Annotated in this window: 16 protein-coding genes; 12 read left to right on the plus strand and 4 right to left on the minus strand. The window is 51.4% G+C overall.

Going from position 1 to position 17,061, the window contains the following annotated elements:
* Positions 1–36: 36 nt before the first annotated feature.
* The 8 genes from A9B99_RS14170 to A9B99_RS14205 all read left to right on the plus strand — a co-directional run bounded on the left by A9B99_RS14170 (position 37) and on the right by A9B99_RS14205 (position 7,813).
* The gene (locus A9B99_RS14170) at positions 37–1,521 is read left to right on the plus strand and encodes a sugar ABC transporter ATP-binding protein (RefSeq protein ID WP_064598513.1); all 1,485 of its coding nucleotides are present in this window, start codon (positions 37–39) and stop codon (positions 1,519–1,521) included.
* On the plus strand, positions 1,514–2,485 hold the full coding sequence (locus A9B99_RS14175) for an ABC transporter permease (protein WP_064598515.1): 972 nt from the start codon (positions 1,514–1,516) through the stop codon (positions 2,483–2,485). The genes A9B99_RS14170 and A9B99_RS14175 overlap by 8 nt, the downstream gene beginning before the upstream one ends.
* Positions 2,482–3,438, plus strand: a complete 957-nt coding sequence (locus A9B99_RS14180) for an ABC transporter permease (protein ID WP_064598517.1) — start codon at positions 2,482–2,484, stop codon at positions 3,436–3,438. The genes A9B99_RS14175 and A9B99_RS14180 overlap by 4 nt, the downstream gene beginning before the upstream one ends.
* 220 nt (positions 3,439–3,658) lie before the next feature.
* Positions 3,659–4,711 carry an L-asparaginase 2 gene (gene ansB, locus A9B99_RS14185; RefSeq protein ID WP_064598518.1) on the plus strand — a complete coding sequence of 351 codons (1,053 nt, stop codon included), beginning with the start codon at positions 3,659–3,661 and terminating at the stop codon, positions 4,709–4,711.
* Between the two features lie 150 nt (positions 4,712–4,861).
* Complete coding sequence (locus A9B99_RS14190) at positions 4,862–5,293, plus strand: MarR family winged helix-turn-helix transcriptional regulator (protein WP_064598519.1); 432 nt, start codon at positions 4,862–4,864, stop codon at positions 5,291–5,293.
* A 10-nt stretch (positions 5,294–5,303) separates the two neighbouring features.
* The gene (locus tag A9B99_RS14195) at positions 5,304–5,861 is read left to right on the plus strand and encodes an isochorismatase family protein (RefSeq protein ID WP_064598520.1); all 558 of its coding nucleotides are present in this window, start codon (positions 5,304–5,306) and stop codon (positions 5,859–5,861) included.
* 5 nt (positions 5,862–5,866) lie between these two features.
* Positions 5,867–6,925: an AbrB family transcriptional regulator gene (locus tag A9B99_RS14200; protein WP_197499279.1), complete on the plus strand. Its 1,059-nt coding sequence runs from the start codon at positions 5,867–5,869 to the stop codon at positions 6,923–6,925.
* A gap of 90 nt (positions 6,926–7,015) precedes the next feature.
* Entirely contained in the window at positions 7,016–7,813 is a 798-nt protein-coding gene (locus A9B99_RS14205; RefSeq protein WP_064598521.1) for a PhzF family phenazine biosynthesis protein, read from the plus strand.
* A gap of 177 nt (positions 7,814–7,990) precedes the next feature.
* On the opposite strand, the gene melB is transcribed toward A9B99_RS14205, so the two are convergent.
* Both melB and melA read right to left on the minus strand, forming a co-directional pair.
* On the minus strand, positions 7,991–9,418 hold the full coding sequence (gene melB / locus A9B99_RS14210) for a melibiose:sodium transporter MelB (RefSeq protein WP_064598522.1): 1,428 nt from the start codon (positions 9,416–9,418) through the stop codon (positions 7,991–7,993).
* Between the two features lie 112 nt (positions 9,419–9,530).
* Positions 9,531–10,886 (minus strand): alpha-glucosidase/alpha-galactosidase, encoded by a 1,356-nt coding sequence (melA, locus tag A9B99_RS14215; RefSeq protein ID WP_156519071.1) that lies wholly within the window; start codon positions 10,884–10,886, stop codon positions 9,531–9,533.
* 273 nt (positions 10,887–11,159) lie between these two features.
* Here melA and melR point away from each other — a divergent pair, with 273 nt between their 5' ends.
* Positions 11,160–12,101, plus strand: a complete 942-nt coding sequence (melR, locus tag A9B99_RS14220; protein ID WP_064598524.1) for a transcriptional regulator MelR — start codon at positions 11,160–11,162, stop codon at positions 12,099–12,101.
* On the opposite strand, the gene A9B99_RS14225 is transcribed toward melR, so the two are convergent.
* Together A9B99_RS14225 and A9B99_RS14230 are read right to left on the minus strand one after the other, a co-directional pair.
* Complete coding sequence (locus A9B99_RS14225; RefSeq protein WP_156519062.1) at positions 12,098–12,694, minus strand: hypothetical protein; 597 nt, start codon at positions 12,692–12,694, stop codon at positions 12,098–12,100. The genes melR and A9B99_RS14225 overlap by 4 nt on opposite strands.
* A 16-nt stretch (positions 12,695–12,710) precedes the next feature.
* Positions 12,711–13,670, minus strand: coding sequence for a hypothetical protein (locus tag A9B99_RS14230; protein WP_064598528.1), 960 nt, complete (start codon positions 13,668–13,670; stop codon positions 12,711–12,713).
* Between the two features lie 899 nt (positions 13,671–14,569).
* On the opposite strand from A9B99_RS14230, the gene tssB reads away from it, so the two are divergent.
* Genes tssB through A9B99_RS14245 form a run of 3 tightly spaced genes read left to right on the plus strand, consistent with a single transcriptional unit; the run spans position 14,570 to position 17,049 of the window.
* Positions 14,570–15,058, plus strand: a complete 489-nt coding sequence (tssB, locus tag A9B99_RS14235) for a type VI secretion system contractile sheath small subunit (RefSeq protein ID WP_064598530.1) — start codon at positions 14,570–14,572, stop codon at positions 15,056–15,058.
* Entirely contained in the window at positions 15,058–16,539 is a 1,482-nt protein-coding gene (tssC, locus tag A9B99_RS14240; protein WP_064598532.1) for a type VI secretion system contractile sheath large subunit, read from the plus strand. Before tssB ends, tssC begins: the two co-directional genes overlap by 1 nt.
* A 27-nt stretch (positions 16,540–16,566) precedes the next feature.
* The gene (locus tag A9B99_RS14245) at positions 16,567–17,049 is read left to right on the plus strand and encodes a hypothetical protein (RefSeq protein WP_064598534.1); all 483 of its coding nucleotides are present in this window, start codon (positions 16,567–16,569) and stop codon (positions 17,047–17,049) included.
* Positions 17,050–17,061 lie beyond the last annotated feature (12 nt).

The raw sequence follows: 17,061 nt of genomic DNA on the forward strand, positions 1-17,061 counted from the left end.
GTTTGTGCCAGCACCAGGACCGGGTGGATTAAGATTATGGAACCGTTTCTTTCTCTGCGTCATATCAGTAAAACCTTTCACGGAACCCGTGCGCTTAACGATGTGGCGCTCGATTTTCTGCCCGGTGAAGTGCACTGCCTTGCCGGGCAAAATGGCTGTGGAAAATCCACACTCATCAAAATTATTTCCGGGGTTTATCGCCCCGATGAGGGTGCGCAGATAACCCTTGGCGGCCAACACTGGCCGCGACTGACACCTTCGGTATCTGTTGCCGAGGGGATCCAGGTGATTTACCAGGATCTCTCACTGTTTCCCAACCTGAGTGTGTGGGAAAACATTGCCGTCAACCATTACCACCATGGCTGGCTGGTGAAACGCCGGGCGCTGCGCCAGGTTGCTGAACAGGCAATGGCGAGTATTCATGTTTCCCTGCCGCTGGATGCCCCTGTGGAATCGTTGTCTATTGCCCGTTGTCAGTTGGTGGCTATTTGCCGCGCGCTGGCCCAGGATGCCAGGCTGATTATTATGGATGAACCCACGGCCTCGCTAACCCACCAGGAAGTGGAAGGGTTGCTGGAAGTGGTGCGCCAGCTTCGGGAGAAAGGTATTTGTGTGGTGTTTGTCAGCCACCGGCTCGAAGAGGTGCTGGCGGTATCTGACAACATTTCGGTGCTTAAGGATGGTGAGCTTGTGGGTACCTGGCCGGCAGCAGAAATGACAACGCAGCAACTGGGTTTCCTGATGACAGGGCAACAGTTTGAATACCAGACCCGGGCGCTGCGCCAGAGTGCGGGCAGTACGCCGGTGCTCGAAGTGGTGAACTTGTCCCGTGCCGGGGAATACCAGAACGTGTCGTTTCAGGTGGAGGCTGGGGAAGTAGTGTCCATTGTCGGGCTGTTAGGTGCCGGGCGCACTGAACTTTGCCTGAGCCTGTTCGGGTTGACGCGGCCAGACAGCGGTGAAATCCGTATTAACGGCCAACCGGTGAAACTGCGCAGTAACCAGGATGCTATCAGCCATGGTATCGGTTATGTCTCAGAAGACCGGATGAACCGTGGGCTGGTCATGGCGCAGTCTATCGAGAATAACGTCATCAGCACAGTGTTCCCACAAGTCACTAACTCAGTGGGGTTGATTGATGAAACCCGGTGTCGTGAGCTGGTTTCCCGCCTGGTAAAAGCTCTGCGCATTAAAGTGCCTGATGTTCATTTGCCGGTGAATACGTTATCGGGGGGGAACGCCCAGCGGGTATCGATTGCCAAATGGCTGGCGATTACTCCCCGGTTATTGATTCTCGACAGCCCAACGGTTGGCGTTGATATCGCTAACAAAGCCGGGATTTACCAGATTATCAGTGACCTGGCAAACCATGGTATTGCGGTGGTGATGGTTTGCGATGAAATCGAAGAAGCCTGGTACCAGAGCCACCGTATTCTGGTGATGCAACAGGGGCGGTTAACCCACAGTTTCCTGCCAGAAAACAGCACGCAAGAGATGATAGCCGGGGTGGTCAATGGCTGATTTATTCAAACGCCACGAAACCTGGCTGGGGCTGCTGATTGTAGTGCTGTTTGCCGGGTTAGCCTGGAAAAGCGATGAGTTTTTTACTCTGGGTAACCTGTATGACCTGGTGAACAACTACGCCATGTTAACCATTCTGGCCTGTGGGCTGTTTATGGTGCTGATTTCTGGCGGTATTGATATTTCTTTTCCCGCCATGACCATTATTGCCCAGTATGGCATGGTATTGCTGTTGCACCACATTGGCGGCAACTTCGCAGTCGCGTTTTTACTGGCTGGCGGTATTGGTGTGCTGCTGGGCCTGGTAAATGCGCTGCTGGTTAATCGCCTGAATGTGCCATCTATCATTATTACTATTTCCACGCTGAATATTTTCTACGGCCTGCTGTTATGGCTGAGTAAAGGTGTCTGGCTGTACGATTTTCCCCCCTGGTTTGAAAAAGGCATCATGCTGTTCAAATACACCGATGCAGATGGCTATGACTACGGGCTGAGCCTGCCATTACTGGCGATGCTGTCGGTGGTGGCGCTGACCGGGATTATCATGAATTTCACCACCACAGGCCGCAAGATATATGCAATGGGGGGCAACCGGGAATCCGCCAGCCGTATTGGGTTTAGTGTATTGCGGTTGCACCTGTTTGTTTATGGCTACATGGGTTTTCTTTCTGGCGTGGCGGGTGTGGTTCAGGCCTGGACAGTTCAAACCGTGGCACCTGATTCACTGCTGGGTTATGAGCTGACAGTGCTGGCGGCGGTGGTGCTGGGCGGTACCAGCCTGGTGGGCGGGCGGGGGACACTCAGCGGCACATTGCTGGGGGTGATATTACTGGCGGTAGTACAAAACGGCCTGAATTTACTGGGCGTATCCTCTTACTGGCAAACACTGATTACCGGCGGCATTATCGTTGTGAGTATCAGTGCGACCGCCTGGAGCCAGCACCAGAACCGGAGTCTGTTATGAAAATCGCCTGGCGTAATAATGTGGAGTTTTACCTGGTGGGGTTGCTGCTGCTGGTGGTGGCTGCTTTCAGTGTACTGATGCCGGATATTTTCTGGTCGGTCAGTAATTTCCAGTCAGTGGCATCACAAATGCCGGTGCTGGGGATTCTGGCGCTGGCAATGGCGATGACCATGTTATGTGGTGGGATCAACCTGTCGATTATTGGCACGGCCAACGCCTGTTCACTGGTGATGGCCTGGGTGGCAACCAGTTACCCGCCAGGCTGGCTTTCCGCGCTCGCTGCATTGGGCGCTGGTGCCGGTACTGCGGTGCTTATTGGCTTATGTAATGGTGTATTGATTGCCGGGATTCGGGTATCGCCGATTCTGGCAACCCTCGGCATGATGACACTGCTGAAAGGCATTAATATTTTGATAACCGGCGGCAGCGCCATTGCCAATTATCCGGACTGGGTGTTGTGGCTGAACCACGCACAGTGGTTTGGTATCCCGTTGCCATTATGGTTGTTTGCGCTGGTGGCGGTGGTGCTGTGGGTTCTGCTGGAGAAAAGCCCGTTGGGCCGCGCCATCTACCTGATTGGCTCCAATGAGCGGGCTACACGCTACGCCGGGATTAATACCCGCCGGGTGCTGATTCAGGTGTATGTGATTTCTGCGCTGTTGTGCGCAGTTGCCGCGTTTTTAATGATGTCCAAACTGAACTCTGCCAAAGCCTCTTACGGGGAATCTTACCTGCTGGTGTCGATTCTGGCTGCGGTTCTGGGCGGGGTGAACCCCGATGGCGGTAGCGGGCGCATTATTGGTATGGTGCTGGCGCTGTTTCTTCTGCAAACCATTGAAAGTGGCTTTAACATGATGGGCGTCAGCCCTTACCTCACCATGGCACTGTGGGGCACATTGCTACTGGGCTTTATCCAGGTGCGCGGCATGATGGGGGATGTTAATGGGCGCTAAATAGCAGGCCATTATGCGGTCTGTACCGCAAGCCTGCTATTTTGCCAGACAGGAACGGGATTCCCTGGGGGTGTATCACAGAAAAAAACACGGGCCTGGTGATAATGCCCGTGGCGTTTCCCCGTGGGGCGGTAGGTGGTTTTATCGCCCGGCGGCGGGAAGGCTGACGGTTACTGGAATATCGCCCAGGTGGAATATAGCCTCGACAGGAGAGTTGAGAATGGTCATTTCCCGTTCGTTCATATTAAGTACTTTTGTCTTTTCACTCGTTTCCCCCGTTTTTGCGCAAACCTTACCGACTATCACCCTGCTGGCGACAGGTGGCACCATCGCTGGTGGTGGCGAATCAGCCACACAATCTCACTATGTCGCCGGGAAGTTTAATGTTGACCAGTTAGTCGCGGCAGTACCTCAACTCACTGATATAGCGGTAATTAAAGGTGAGCAACTGGCTAATATTGGCTCACAAGACATGAATGACCAGGTGTGGTTGTCATTAGCCAAAACGATTAATGCACAATGCGCGGGCAGCGATGGCTTTGTGGTTACTCACGGTACCGACACGCTGGAGGAAACGGCCTGGTTTCTCGACCTGACGGTAAAGTGCGATAAACCAGTGGTTCTTGTGGGAGCGATGCGCCCGGCAACCGCAATGAGCGCCGACGGGCCATTTAATTTGTATAACGCAGTGGTGGTCGCGGTGGATAAACATTCTGCGGGCCGGGGCGTTTTAGTGGCAATGAATGACATGGTGTTTGATGCGCGGGACGTGACGAAAACCCATACCACCGGAGTGCAGACTTTCCAGGGGGCGAATTTTGGCCCATTGGGGCTTATTCACAATGGGCGAGTCGATTACCAGCGGGTTTCTGCGCGCAGGCACCCGGCTCAGACCGTGTTTGATATCAGCAAACTCAATGCCCTGCCAAAGGTAGATATCGTCTATAACTATGCCAATGCTTCGGCAGCTCCGGTGAAGGCGTTGTCTGGCGAGGGTGTAAAAGGGATTGTCAGTGCGGGTGTGGGTAACGGTAATTTATACCACCAGGTGTTTGATGCGTTGGTTGAAGCACGAAAGCAAGGCATTGCAGTTGTTCGTTCATCACGCGTACCTGGTGGGGCAACCACGCGTGATGCAGAGATTGATGATGCCAGGTATGGTTTTGTGGCTTCAGGCACACTCAACCCACAGAAATCACGCGTTCTGTTGCAACTGGCGTTGACGCAAACTGAGTCGCCAGAAGCTATTCAGGCTATTTTCGATTCCTATTAACACAACATCGTCGCTACCCACCTGCCCGCTTTCCGGCTGGCAGGTTTTTTTGTGCCTGCTAACAGGGTAGTTACAAATTGATACGAAGGTAAACTACTAAGTTTGCCTTCGTAATTATAGACTGTCTGCATGGTGTAAGGAGAGCAGAAAATGAACGAGTTAACCGTAACTGCCGCCAGCCTGCGTAGCCTGGTTGGCAGGCTGGTACGCCGCTTGCGTGAGTCTGCACCTCCGGGCGATTTAACCTGGTCACAGGTTGCCGTACTGGGTTATCTGGTGCGTGATGGCGCAATGACAGTGACAGAGCTGGCAGACGCTGAAGGGGTGCGTACCCAGTCAATGGGCGCAACCGTGGCCAGTTTACAGGCATCCGGCATGGTAACCGGCGAACCAGACCCGAACGATGGGCGCAAGACACGTTATCACGCAACAGAGGCTTGCCTGGCGCTGGTGTCAGCTAACCGCGCAATGCGTGATGACTGGTTATTGCAAGCTATGGAAAGCCAGCTTTCACAGGAAGAACAGCAGCAATTAACGCAACTTGTCCCTTTACTCCAGAAACTGGCTGACTATTCATCCTGAGAGGTTATACATGGCTATTACTACCCTTGATGCCAATACGGCACTGATTGTTATCGACCTGCAACATGGCATTGTTTCTCTGCCCACCGCGCAGGATACCCGCCCGGTTATTGAAAAATGCGCCCAGCTGGTCGGCGCTTTTCGTAACGCAAAGTTACCCGTGGTGCTGGTGAATGTTGCCGGGGGCGCGCCCGGGCGCACAGAACAGCCGCGCCGCAGTGGTGAACTGCCTGCCAACTGGGCAACGCTTATCCCGGAGATGGCTCCACAGGCTGGCGATATCACGGTGACCAAACACTCCTGGGGCGCATTTAGCAACACGCCGCTGCATGATGAACTGCAACAACGGGGTGTGACCCAGGTTATTGTGGTGGGTGTGGCAACCAGTATTGGTGTGGAATCCACAGCCCGCCAGGCGTATGAGCTGGGCTACAACGTGGCGCTGGCGGTAGATGCTATGGCTGATCTGGCGGCAGAAACCCATGTGAACAGTATTGAACGTATTTTCCCGCGCCTGGGGGAAACCGGAACAACAGCTGATGTACTGGCACAGGTTAACGCCAGGTGATTCAGGTGCCGGTATCACTGGCCCGCTGGTGCGGGCTGGTACTGATTTCTGCTTTACTGATTCTGGTTCTGGAAACGGTACAGATCCCGGCTGCTTTATTGCTGGGGCCGATGTTTGCAGCTATTGGTTTTGCGGCAACCAGCCGCCCGGTGAACATTGCCCGGCCACTGTTTCGCAGTGCGCAGGCGGTGGTGGGTGCCATGATTGCCGCCGCTATTCCCCCTTCTATTTTTCATGAAATCGCCCGCCAGTGGCCGCTGTTTCTGGGGTGTGTGGTTTCGGTAATTGCGGCCAGCCTGGTGCTGGGGGGGCTGTTAGCCCGCTTCCGGGTTCTGCCGGGTTCCACGGCGATTTGGGGTTCCTCACCTGGGGCTGCTACCGCCATGACACTGATGGCGGAAAGCTTTGGCGCGGATGTGCGCCTGGTGGCGTTTATGCAGTATTTGCGGGTGATGGTGGTGGCGCTGGTCGCTACGCTGGTGACCCGCTTGTGGGTGAGCGATATGCCGGATGTTGCCGCAGCCCGGATAAACTGGTTTGCTCCCGTACCTTTATGGCCGCTGTGTGCCACTTTACTGGTTATTGCTGGCAGCGTATTGCTGGCTCACTGGGTTAAGCTCCCTGCAGGCCCAATGTTGCTGGCTCTGGTGCTGGCAACGGTTGCGCAAGATGCCGGTGTTCTGGCAATTACACTGCCAGAAACCTTGCTGGCGCTGGCTTATGCGTTTGTTGGCTGGGGCATTGGTTTGCGCTTTTCCGCTGAGATCCTGCGCCATGCGGCCCATGCATTGCCGCGCGTGCTGCTCTCCGTATTCACCCTGGTTGCGGTGTGTGCCGGGTTTGCCTGGCTGCTGGTCCGGTTCGCAGGTATCGACCCGTTAACTGCATACCTGGCAACCAGCCCTGGCGGTGCGGATTCGGTGGCGATTATTGCCTCGTCCAGCAAGGTGGATTTGCCTTTCGTGATGGCGATGCAAACCGGGCGGTTTATCCTGGTGATGCTGACCGGGCCGGTGTTGTCACGCTGGATAGCCAACTGGATGCACAGGCGCGAGACAGAGTAGGTAAGTAGGTAAAAAGAGACGCGGTTCGCAGATGAGCCGGACTGTGTGATACTGGGTACTGGCTCAGTCGTTAACACAGAGGATGTCTGCATGGAACTGGCTATGTACCTGGTGGATGCATTCGCGCACCAGGCCTTCTCCGGGAACCCTGCCGGGGTGTGCATTACTCCCGAACCACTACCTGATGCTCTGCTGCAAAAAATTGCCGCAGAAATGGCTGTTTCCGAGACGGCATTTTATACCCCTGGCAACCAGCAGTTACGCTGGTTTACTCCGCTCACTGAAGTTAATTTGTGCGGGCACGGTACACTCGCTACTGCGCATGTTTTACAGCAAACCGGTGCGCTTAATCTCGGGGATACATTAACGTTCTCAACCCTTTCTGGCCCGCTGCATGTAACGGCAGGGCGGGATGCAATCGCTATGGATTTCCCGCTGTTGCCACCCAATATGGCAGTGCCTGCCGGGCAGGTATATCTTGCCGCGCTGGGGCTTATTGATGAGCAAGTAACAGCACAGGGCATGTTTGGTGAGAAGCATTTTATTGTGGTCAGTAGCGAAGCGGTTGTACGCCAGCTGGCACCAGATTTTGCGGCCTTACGGGCGTTACCCGGGCGCGGAATTGTAGTGAGTGCCCGTGGCGAAAATGGGTTCGATATGGTTTCGCGTTACTTTGCGCCCTGGGTGGGGGTCAACGAAGACCCGGTAACCGGCTCTGCGCATTGCGCCCTGGCGGCTTACTGGTGCGCTGAGCTTGGGAAAACGCAGTTGCGTGCGTTCCAGGCTTCTGCGCGTGGTGGTGAGTTGTCGCTCGCGCTGGGTGAACCTGGCCGGGTGAATATTGGCGGGCAGGCGCGTACTGTGCTGGTGGGGCAGTTTATAGTTTAAGCGTCACGGCTTCGCCAGTATGAAGTGAGGAAAAGCGTGCCACCGAAATAATCGGGCCGGGGCCACTGGTTAAGTAGCGGATAAAACAGGTACTGCTATTTTATCCGCTATAAAATCAGTTGGTTAATATTGTTAACCTGTGCGGTATTTAATCACCAGAATGTGCGCCACTCCATGTTATACCCCGGTTTCCGGCTGCCCGGTTACAGGGCGTGGAAGGGGTGTTGCCGGTTTTACCGGGCCCGGCTTGCGGTATTTATCCAGCAAGTGAATCTGAATATGCCGCAACATATCGCCATTGAGTTTGTAGTAACGGAAATAGAGCCATAACGTGGCGAGGAAGAAAAATGCCGGTAATACAATCATGATGACCTGCATGCCTGCCAGAGTGCCGGCAGACTGGGCCACGTTGGGAACATAACCAATGACTCCCAGCACCAGAGCGATAAAGAACGCGGCAAATGCTGAACCGCCTTTCACCACCAGGGTTTGTACTGAGTAAGCGATGCTTTCGCAGCGCACATTGAGTTTATATTCGCCGTAATCCACGGTGTCGGCCACCATAATCACCTGCAAAACCCAGAACAACGCGGTGCCAATATTAAACAAAACGCCTGCCAGTAAAATGACCATCACCGGGTGGAACTGGCTCAGGGCGGCAACCAGTAATACGCCACTGCCGAGCAGGGGCATTAATGAAGCGCCAGCCCACAGTATGCGCCGGGAAAGCCGCCTGACCAGCCGGGGGAACAGAATGAGCGTAACAAGGTTAGCCGCGCCAGCATAAGACATATACCAGGGAAATAAACTGGCATCGCCAATCACATAAGTGAAGTAATAAATGGCGAAGCCATTCACGATATTGGCGGCAATGTTGTAAGCCAGCGCCATGCTCAACAGGCAACGTAACTGGTCGTTGTTATACAGCAGCCCAAAAATCGCTTTCAGGCTGGTGGTGGAGGCAGAAGATGTACCCGGGCTGTCAGATGAATACACTTCGTGCACGTTACGCAGTGTGACCAGAGTGGAAGCAATGAAAAAAGCAATTAACACCAGGGTAAACAACTGGAACCCATCACCGCGATTTGCGCCACCGACGGCTTCGACAAATGGCAGCGTGACACCGGCGGTCACGAACCCGGCAAGGCTCGCAAAAAAGCGTGGGTAAGGCACCAGTTGCTCGCGTTCACGTTTATCCAGCGTAATGGTTGGCACCAGCGACCAGAATGGAATATCCATAATGGTGTAGGTCATTCCCCACAGAATGTACGTCACGGCGGCATAAATGAGCTGCATATCGCCATCCAGCTTGTGCGCACTGAAGAGTAAAAAGAGAACGACGGAGTTCGCCAGTGTGCCCACCAGTATCCACGGTTTAAATTTGCCCCAGCGGGTGCGGGTGGCGTTGACTATCCAGCCCATAATGGGGTCATTAATTGCATCCCAGATACGGGCGACCAAAAAAAGTGTCCCAACCGCGCCAACGGACAGGCCAACTACATCGGTGTAGTAGTACATCAGGTACATGTAAACAATGCCAATAGCGAAATCCTTACCGAATGCACCGAAACCGTAGCTGAGCTTTGTTGTCATTGAAATACTCATAGGGTACCAGTCTCTGTTTCCAGGGGCTGCCTCATGTAGAGTGATACGGTTACCTGCCAGTGCGGGAGACGGTTGCTCCCGCGTGTTTTTTGCGTATTGCTTGTTTGCCTGTTTAGCTGTGCAACCAGTCAGGCAACCAGTCTCCGTGCGCGGCAATCAGGTCATCAGTCAGTGCATAAATTTCGTCAATGCTTAACACGGCTGCGGTGTGCGGGTCGAGCAGGGCGGCATAGTACACATCGTTTTTGTTTTCATTCAGCACAGCCTGAGTCACTAACGTCTGTACATTAATGTTGGTTTGCATCAACGCGGCCAGGTGGGCTGGCAGCCTGCCAATATGGGTTGGCTGGATGCCATTGGCATCGACCAGGCAGGGGACTTCCACGCAGCAACCTTCTGGCAGGTTGTCGATAAGCCCGTCATTACGCACGTTGCCGTAAATGACTTCGGGTGTGCCAGTCCAGATGGCATTCATGATGGCGCTGGCATATTCGCGTGACGGCGATATATCAATACGTTCCGCTTGCTGGTAAGCCGCCAGGTCTTTATGCCAGTTATCCAGTTGCTCAACACAGCGTTTGGGGTACTCATCTAACGGAATTTGATACCGGTCAATAAGGTCCTGGCGCCCGGGTTTAATAAACCACGGGGTGTATTCGGCAAAATGTTCTGAGGACTCAGTAACGAAGTGGCCCAATTTTTTGAACATTTCATAGCGCACAATATTTGGGCAGCGCGGGTTGCCATGCATGCTGGCTTTGGGCGCACGGCCCTGGGCATACGCCTCCAGCAAATCTGGGTAGACAGAGGTGTAATCACCCTGCGCGGTTTTCTTTTCCAGCGACAGGTAAAACGCCATATGGTTAATGCCGGCGCAGCGGTAACGCAGGTCTGCCGGGTCGATATCCAGATCACGGGCCAGTTCTTCAGCCGTTCCCTGAACTGAGTGGCACAAGCCAATCTGTTTGATGTGCGGGTAACGCGCATAGATTGCCCAGGTGTTCATCGCCATGGGGTTGACGTAATTCAGCAAGGTCGCTTCGGGGCATAATTCCGTCATATCTTCACAAATACGCCACAAATGCGGAATAGTGCGTAATGCCCGCATGATGCCGCCAGGCCCGAGTGTGTCGGCAATGGTCTGCTCCAGCCCGTGGCGTTTACAGATTTCAAAATCCGTGACCGTGCAGGGCTGGTAGCCACCAATCTGAAATGCCACCACCACAAAATCAGCGCCATTCAGCGCTTCGCGTTGCCCGGTATGGCAGGTGATATTGCCTGTCGCCCCGGTAGATTCCATCAGCTTACGTACGACAATATGTGATTCTTCCAGACGAACCGGGTCGATATCCATCAGCGCGATGTGCGCGGCTTTCAATGCCGGGCGCTGAAACACATCGCCCAGAATATTTTTTACGAAAATAGTAGAACCTGCGCCAATAAAGGCAATTTTGGGGGCGGACATCATCATGGTTTCTCCTCACGTCTGTTAATGATGCCAGCATGGCACCGGAGGCCAGAGATTCTCGTCCCTGTAACCGGTTGAACTGTCCCGGAAACTCAGAACTTGCGCGCCAGAGCATTAAAAATAAGTAAATGGGAGAAAATATTCGGTTTTGCAGAGTTTTTGGCAGAAATTCTGTTCCATTATTACTCTGCTATAACCCGGAATGAGGGTGACAGCGCGTTTTTTTGCCCAGAGTTACGCCATTATTCTTAGTTTCCTGAACAAGGAGCAACAATGGAACACTCCGCTTTTTCAGCACTGCCAGCCGACCCCTTTATGTGTAGCAGCGATGAACGGGAAACACGCAGCCCGTTGTCGCTGTATTCTGAATACCAAAAAATGGAAATTGAGCTGCGTGCGCCCCATGCCATGGCAACCAGCCACTGGCACGGGCAGGTAGAAATTAATGTCCCGTTTGATGGGGATGTGGAGTATGTCATTAACAACGATGTTGTGCGTATTAAACAAGGGCACATTACTCTGTTCTGGGCCTGTACCCCGCACCAGCTTACTAACCCTGGTCACTGCCAAAGTATGGCTATTTTCAACCTGCCAATGCACCTCTTTTTAGGGTGGCCGCTGGATAAAGAACTGATCAACTACGTAACGCACGGAATGGTTATTAACTCCCTTGCCAGCCAGCAATTGAGTGAGTTTGAAGTCCGGCGCTGGCAACAGGAGTTGAGTAGTAAAGACGAACAAATTCGCCAGGTGACCATTGATGAAATAGGTCTGATGCTCAAGCGCTTTAGTTTGTCTGGCTGGCAGCCGCTGGTGGTGAATAAAACCCGCCCAACACATAAAAACCGGGTGTCGCGCCATGCGCAATTTTATGTCAGCCAGATGCTGGAGTTTATTGCCCGCCATTACGACCAGTCTCTCACCATTAATGATGTGGCGGAGCATGTTAAACTTAACCCTAACTATGCAATGGGCATTTTCCAGCGTGTGATGCAACTGACAATGAAGCAATACATTACCGCGATGCGTATCAACCATGTGCGGGCATTATTAAGCGACACGGATAAAACGGTACTGGATGTTGCACTGACTGCCGGTTTTCGTTCCAGTAGCCGTTTTTACAGCGCTTTTGACCGCTATGTGGGAATGTCACCCCAGCAGTACCGCAAATTAAGCCAGCAACGGCGGCTGATGGGGCGTGAAGAAAACAGTTAACTGCGTGACTTTTGTGTTTGCTGGCGGCGTAATAGCCAGGCCTTACGCCACGCGCGGTTGTGCAGAAAGCCATTTACCGCCCGTTCAAAACCTGGTGTGTTAAGGCTGGTAAAACTGAGTGCACTGAAAGCCACCCCCGCAACAGACATCGCTACAAACAACGGGTGTAGTGCATGGCCCAGAAACAATTGGGCCAGCATAAAGAGGAGATACCCGGTTGCCAGGACAGCCACGCACCGTAACAAAATCAGGTAGCCCCTGAGTGCCAGCCAGTAACCTCTGGCAGTCAACGACCCCAGAGTGAACAACACCAGGCAAAAGAGCAGTACACCAGGAACAATACCGGCGAACACTGCATGGCCCGGCCAGCCTGCCAGATAAAATATCCCCATCCACAGCGCCGGTTGCGGCATGGCAAAGCTGCATAGTGTGCACAGCATGCTCAGCACCAGGGGTAAGCCAAGTTTAAATGGGTTAAGAACGCCCGGAAAAACCAGTTCCTGCATTACGGCTTCCAGTTCGGATTCACTGGCCTGGCGTATTCGGGCATCCAACAATTTCATCCGGGCAAGGCACGCTGTAAGTTGCTTCATTTCATCGCAGTACACATTAAAGAGAGAAAGACTGAAGAAGACCAATCACATACTGGCCAGATTGTACCGCATTCCCCGGATGGCGAATGGTGCCGGTCATCGCACTGCCTGCAAATGCCGAGGTATTAACCAGCGCATTGGCTAATTCACGCTGCAGGGTGTGTTGCAGGGCTTCTGCCGGGAAACGTTTCGGGTACACGCCGGCTTTCATGGCGGCTTTGATGCCAGCACCGGAAATGCCCGGGTTCTGGGCGCGGATAATTTCTTCTGTCAGGCGTTTGCGCTCAGCCCGGCTCAGGCCTTTGAGCCATTCAACGGCTTTGGCAGAAGACACGCTTTTCATCAGCTTCCAGGTTTCAAGGGTACTTTTCAGGCCCGCACCGGCTCCCGCCAGAGAAATCACATCCAGCACTGTACTGGTGGTGTTGTACCAGCCCTGGCTATCCAGCCATGTTACGTCATCACTGTGGCCAGTGCCAATAAACGCCAGGCGCCCCGCGCCAATCACACACTGAGCGGCAGTGGCTAAACCACCTGCCACAATCATTGCGGCAATAACGCCTGAACCCCCTGCCGTAAAGGGAACTGCGGCAGACGCGCCAACGGCCAGCACCACGGTGGCAACGGTAGCACCGCAGGCGATAGCCGTGGAAGTGATTTCATTGGTCAGTGAAGGCGCCTGCAAGGTGTTGACCACTGCTTTGGTTGCCTGGGTTGCAGAAACCGAACGTACTTTGGTCACAATGACATGGCTGACTTCACTTTTGATGTTGGACTTTGCCCGCCGAGAAGGGCGCACCAGCCAGCGTTGTTTCCCGTCATCATAAATAATCCCGACCTGGTAGAAATTACGGGAACAATCCAGTGTATCGGCCAGTTTTTGAAAATCGATATCTGCTGCGCCGCTTGCGCCAAACAACCGCGCACCGGCATAGTCAGGCATGCCTGCTTCTATGTTATTGCCAGGGTATTGCATGTTGAAACTCCTCTCTCCAGAACCATGCGTTGTATTGATTAACAAGAAAACAAAACAAATAAACTGCGAGTGGTGGGGGAATTCATTGTTATTTAACGCAACAGGTTAATGGGCTGCCTGAACAGGGTATTTAAGATTATTCTTATTATCCTGAGCCGGAATCAGGGATCTGCGAGAGACAGGCATGGGTGAAGTGTGCTGAGTAAAGTGAAAAAACAGATACTGTCTGGCACTGACCAGACGGACAGGAGAAGTAAATCCCCTGGATGAAAAGACTGATTAAATGAGCGATTATGTGTTGGGAGTATCGTTCTCCTTTTTTGATAACTTTACGCTTTTAAACATTTCTTTCTTTTTTTCTGTTGAACAGATGTATCTTGCTGATATTTATTAAATAAATCCTGAGTGGAACAGGGTATTTGATATTTTAATAAAGTGAAGTTTTTTTAATATTGGTTGCTTTGTTTTTTTGATTAATATTTTTTGGGAAATACTTGTTATTTTTTGATTAATCTTTTTGGATTAATGTTCTTTTTTTCTTGTATTTTTTTATAGTAAAAAATTAAAAATATGAGTATTGCGGATTTTAATTCTGTTTTTTTAGTTTCTATCGATATAAACTTTTGTTTGATTGGGTGGTGAGTATGATGATGCCGCTAGTTAGAGGACTCTGTACTACCTGAGATTAACTGACCTTTCGAGTAGCAACTGTATCTGGCGCAGGCTTAACTGTTTTATAGCCGAAATGAGCTTGATGAGAGAAGTGGTCGCTGATGAATAAAAGAACCACTTCTGTTTTGGGCCTGATACAAAGTGGGATAGTACAAGTCAGAACTTTTGCTTTCTAATCGTCAGGCCGGAGCCGCCGATGATAAATTCAAACTGGATGATAAGAAAATATGAGCCACACCCAACATAAACTGGATAAAACACGCCCTCCTCGAGTCCAAATTACTTATGATGTTGAAGTCGGTGATGCACAGGCAGCGAAAGAATTACCGCTGGTTGTCGGTGTTATGGGCGATTTTACACAATCAGATGAAGAACTCCGTGAACGAAAATTCCTGAATGTTGATAAAGATAATTTCAACGAAATTATGTCATCAATGAAGCCCAGCGCTGAGTTTTTGGTAGATAGTGCATTACCAGAACAGGACGGTAAGATCGCGGTTTCGCTGACATTTGAAAATATGGATGACTTTACTCCGGATAATATCGTTCGCCAGGTTGAGCCGCTACGCAAATTAATGGCATTGCGCGAACAGTTAAGTGATTTGCGTAATCGCGCTGCCAGTAATGAACGTTTAAAAGAACAATTAGCCGAAATGGCACAACAGCAAAGTGTGGCAAAAGGCCCGGTGGAAGATAGCCAGGGAGAAGGTGAATAATGAGTGGTGAACTCGCGGAATTGAATGTCGCAGACCAGGCATTCAGTGATGATTTTCTTGATCAGGTTATTGACAATACACAGGCTATTCGCAGGGAATCTGACCGAGGCCGGATGAAGTCACAGTTAAATAACTTCATGGCGGAAGTGCTATCTGGCGCGGTGGTCATTTCCAGTGACTTGATTGGCAGTATTGAACAGCGTATTGCGGCAATTGATGAAATACTGTCGCGTCAGGTCAGCCTGATAGTGCATGCGCCTGAGTTCCAGAAAAAAGAGTCTTCCTGGCGTGGTTTACACAAATTAGTGCAAACCAGTGTGACGGAAAATACGCAAATTCGTCTGTTACAATGCACTAAACAGGATTTAATTAAAGATTTTAAATCAGCCAGTGATTTTGATCAGTCCATGTTGTTTAAGTGTGTCTACGAGAGCGAGTACGGCACTTTTGGTGGCACACCTTTTTCTGCTTTTGTCGGCGATTTCCAGTTTGACAATACCCCGCAGGATATTGCTTTACTGGAGCAAATCTCCCATGTTGCCGCTGCCGCTCATGCGCCATTCCTCAGTGCGATAGCGCCGGGGATGCTGTCTATGAATGATTTCTCTGAATTGCCGCGCCCGCGCGATCTGGCGAAAATGTTCGAGACCACCGATTATGCCCGCTGGCGTTCATTCCGCCAGAATGATGACAGCCGTTATATCGGGTTGACACTGCCACGGGTATTGGGGCGTTTACCTTATGGTGCGGAAACAATTCCTGCGGAAACCTTCAATTTTGAAGAGCATGTCGGGGAAAATGAATCCGGAAGCGATTATCTGTGGATTAACTCTGCATGGGAACTGGCTGGTCGCATTGTCGAATCGTTTGAAGAATATGGCTGGTGTGCTTCAATTCGCGGCGTGGAAGGTGGTGGATTAGTGAAATCCCTTCCGGCGTATAATTATACGTCTGGTCGCGGTGAGCGTATTATGCAGTGCCCTACCCAGATAGCAATTTCTGACCGGCGTGAAAAAGAGCTGTCTGACCTTGGTTTTATTCCGCTGGTTCACTGTAAGGGTACAGACTACGCTGCATTTTTTGCCGTTCAGTCAATCAATAAACCCCGGCTGTATAATTCTGACCAGGCGAATGCAAATGCCCGTCTGTCCAGCCAGTTGCCGTATATTCTTGCCACATCACGTTTTGCTCATTATTTAAAATCCATTGTCCGGGATAAAGTGGGCAGTTTTATGTCCCGGGCAGAATGCGAAGAGTATTTGCAAAAATGGATAATGCAGTATGTGGTCGCCTCTGATAACGCAGGGCCGGAAACGAAAGCGCGTTATCCGTTACGTGAGGCAAAAGTTGAAGTGTTGGAAGTCCCCGGAGCGCCAGGTACGTATCGTGCGGTTGCCTGGTTAAAGCCTCATTTCCAACTGGAAGGTTTGAGCATGTCGCTGCGGTTAGTAGCAGATTTACCTACTTCTGCTGGCGCATAATATTTAATGTAAACAGGACGTTTTAAAATGGCTAAGTTAAAAGATTGTCAATTTATTGAAATTAAGATTGATGGCAAAGTGATTTCTGGCTCTTCTGAAGAGAAGAAATACAATAAATGGATGGAAGGCTATGCCTCTGGGGGAATTAGTACGGTTTCTGGTCAGGATGGTGCTTATTTCGATCATGTAAATATGTCCATTTTAATGACCAAGGACACAAGTAGCTTTTATGAGTATTACCTGAAGCGTGGTTATAAAGAAATCATAATTACCATCGTTCATCGTGGTTCTGACCAGTTTGATCAGGACTATGAAGTTCAGCGCACGGTTTATACCAAGTGTAAAATTAATTCACTGAGTATTGAGCGCCGTGATGACTTATTCATGAATATTATTTTCTCTCTTGAGGGAATGATTGAAGTGGTATTTAACGTACCGAATGCCAACGGAAGTGGCCTGGATAAGATTGGGCCAATCAAATACGACATTCCGGAAAAAGCACTTAAATAAGTTGCTGTGACC

Origin of the sequence: Mangrovibacter phragmitis (genome assembly GCF_001655675.1) — a bacterium.
Lineage (GTDB): Bacteria > Pseudomonadota > Gammaproteobacteria > Enterobacterales > Enterobacteriaceae > Mangrovibacter > Mangrovibacter phragmitis.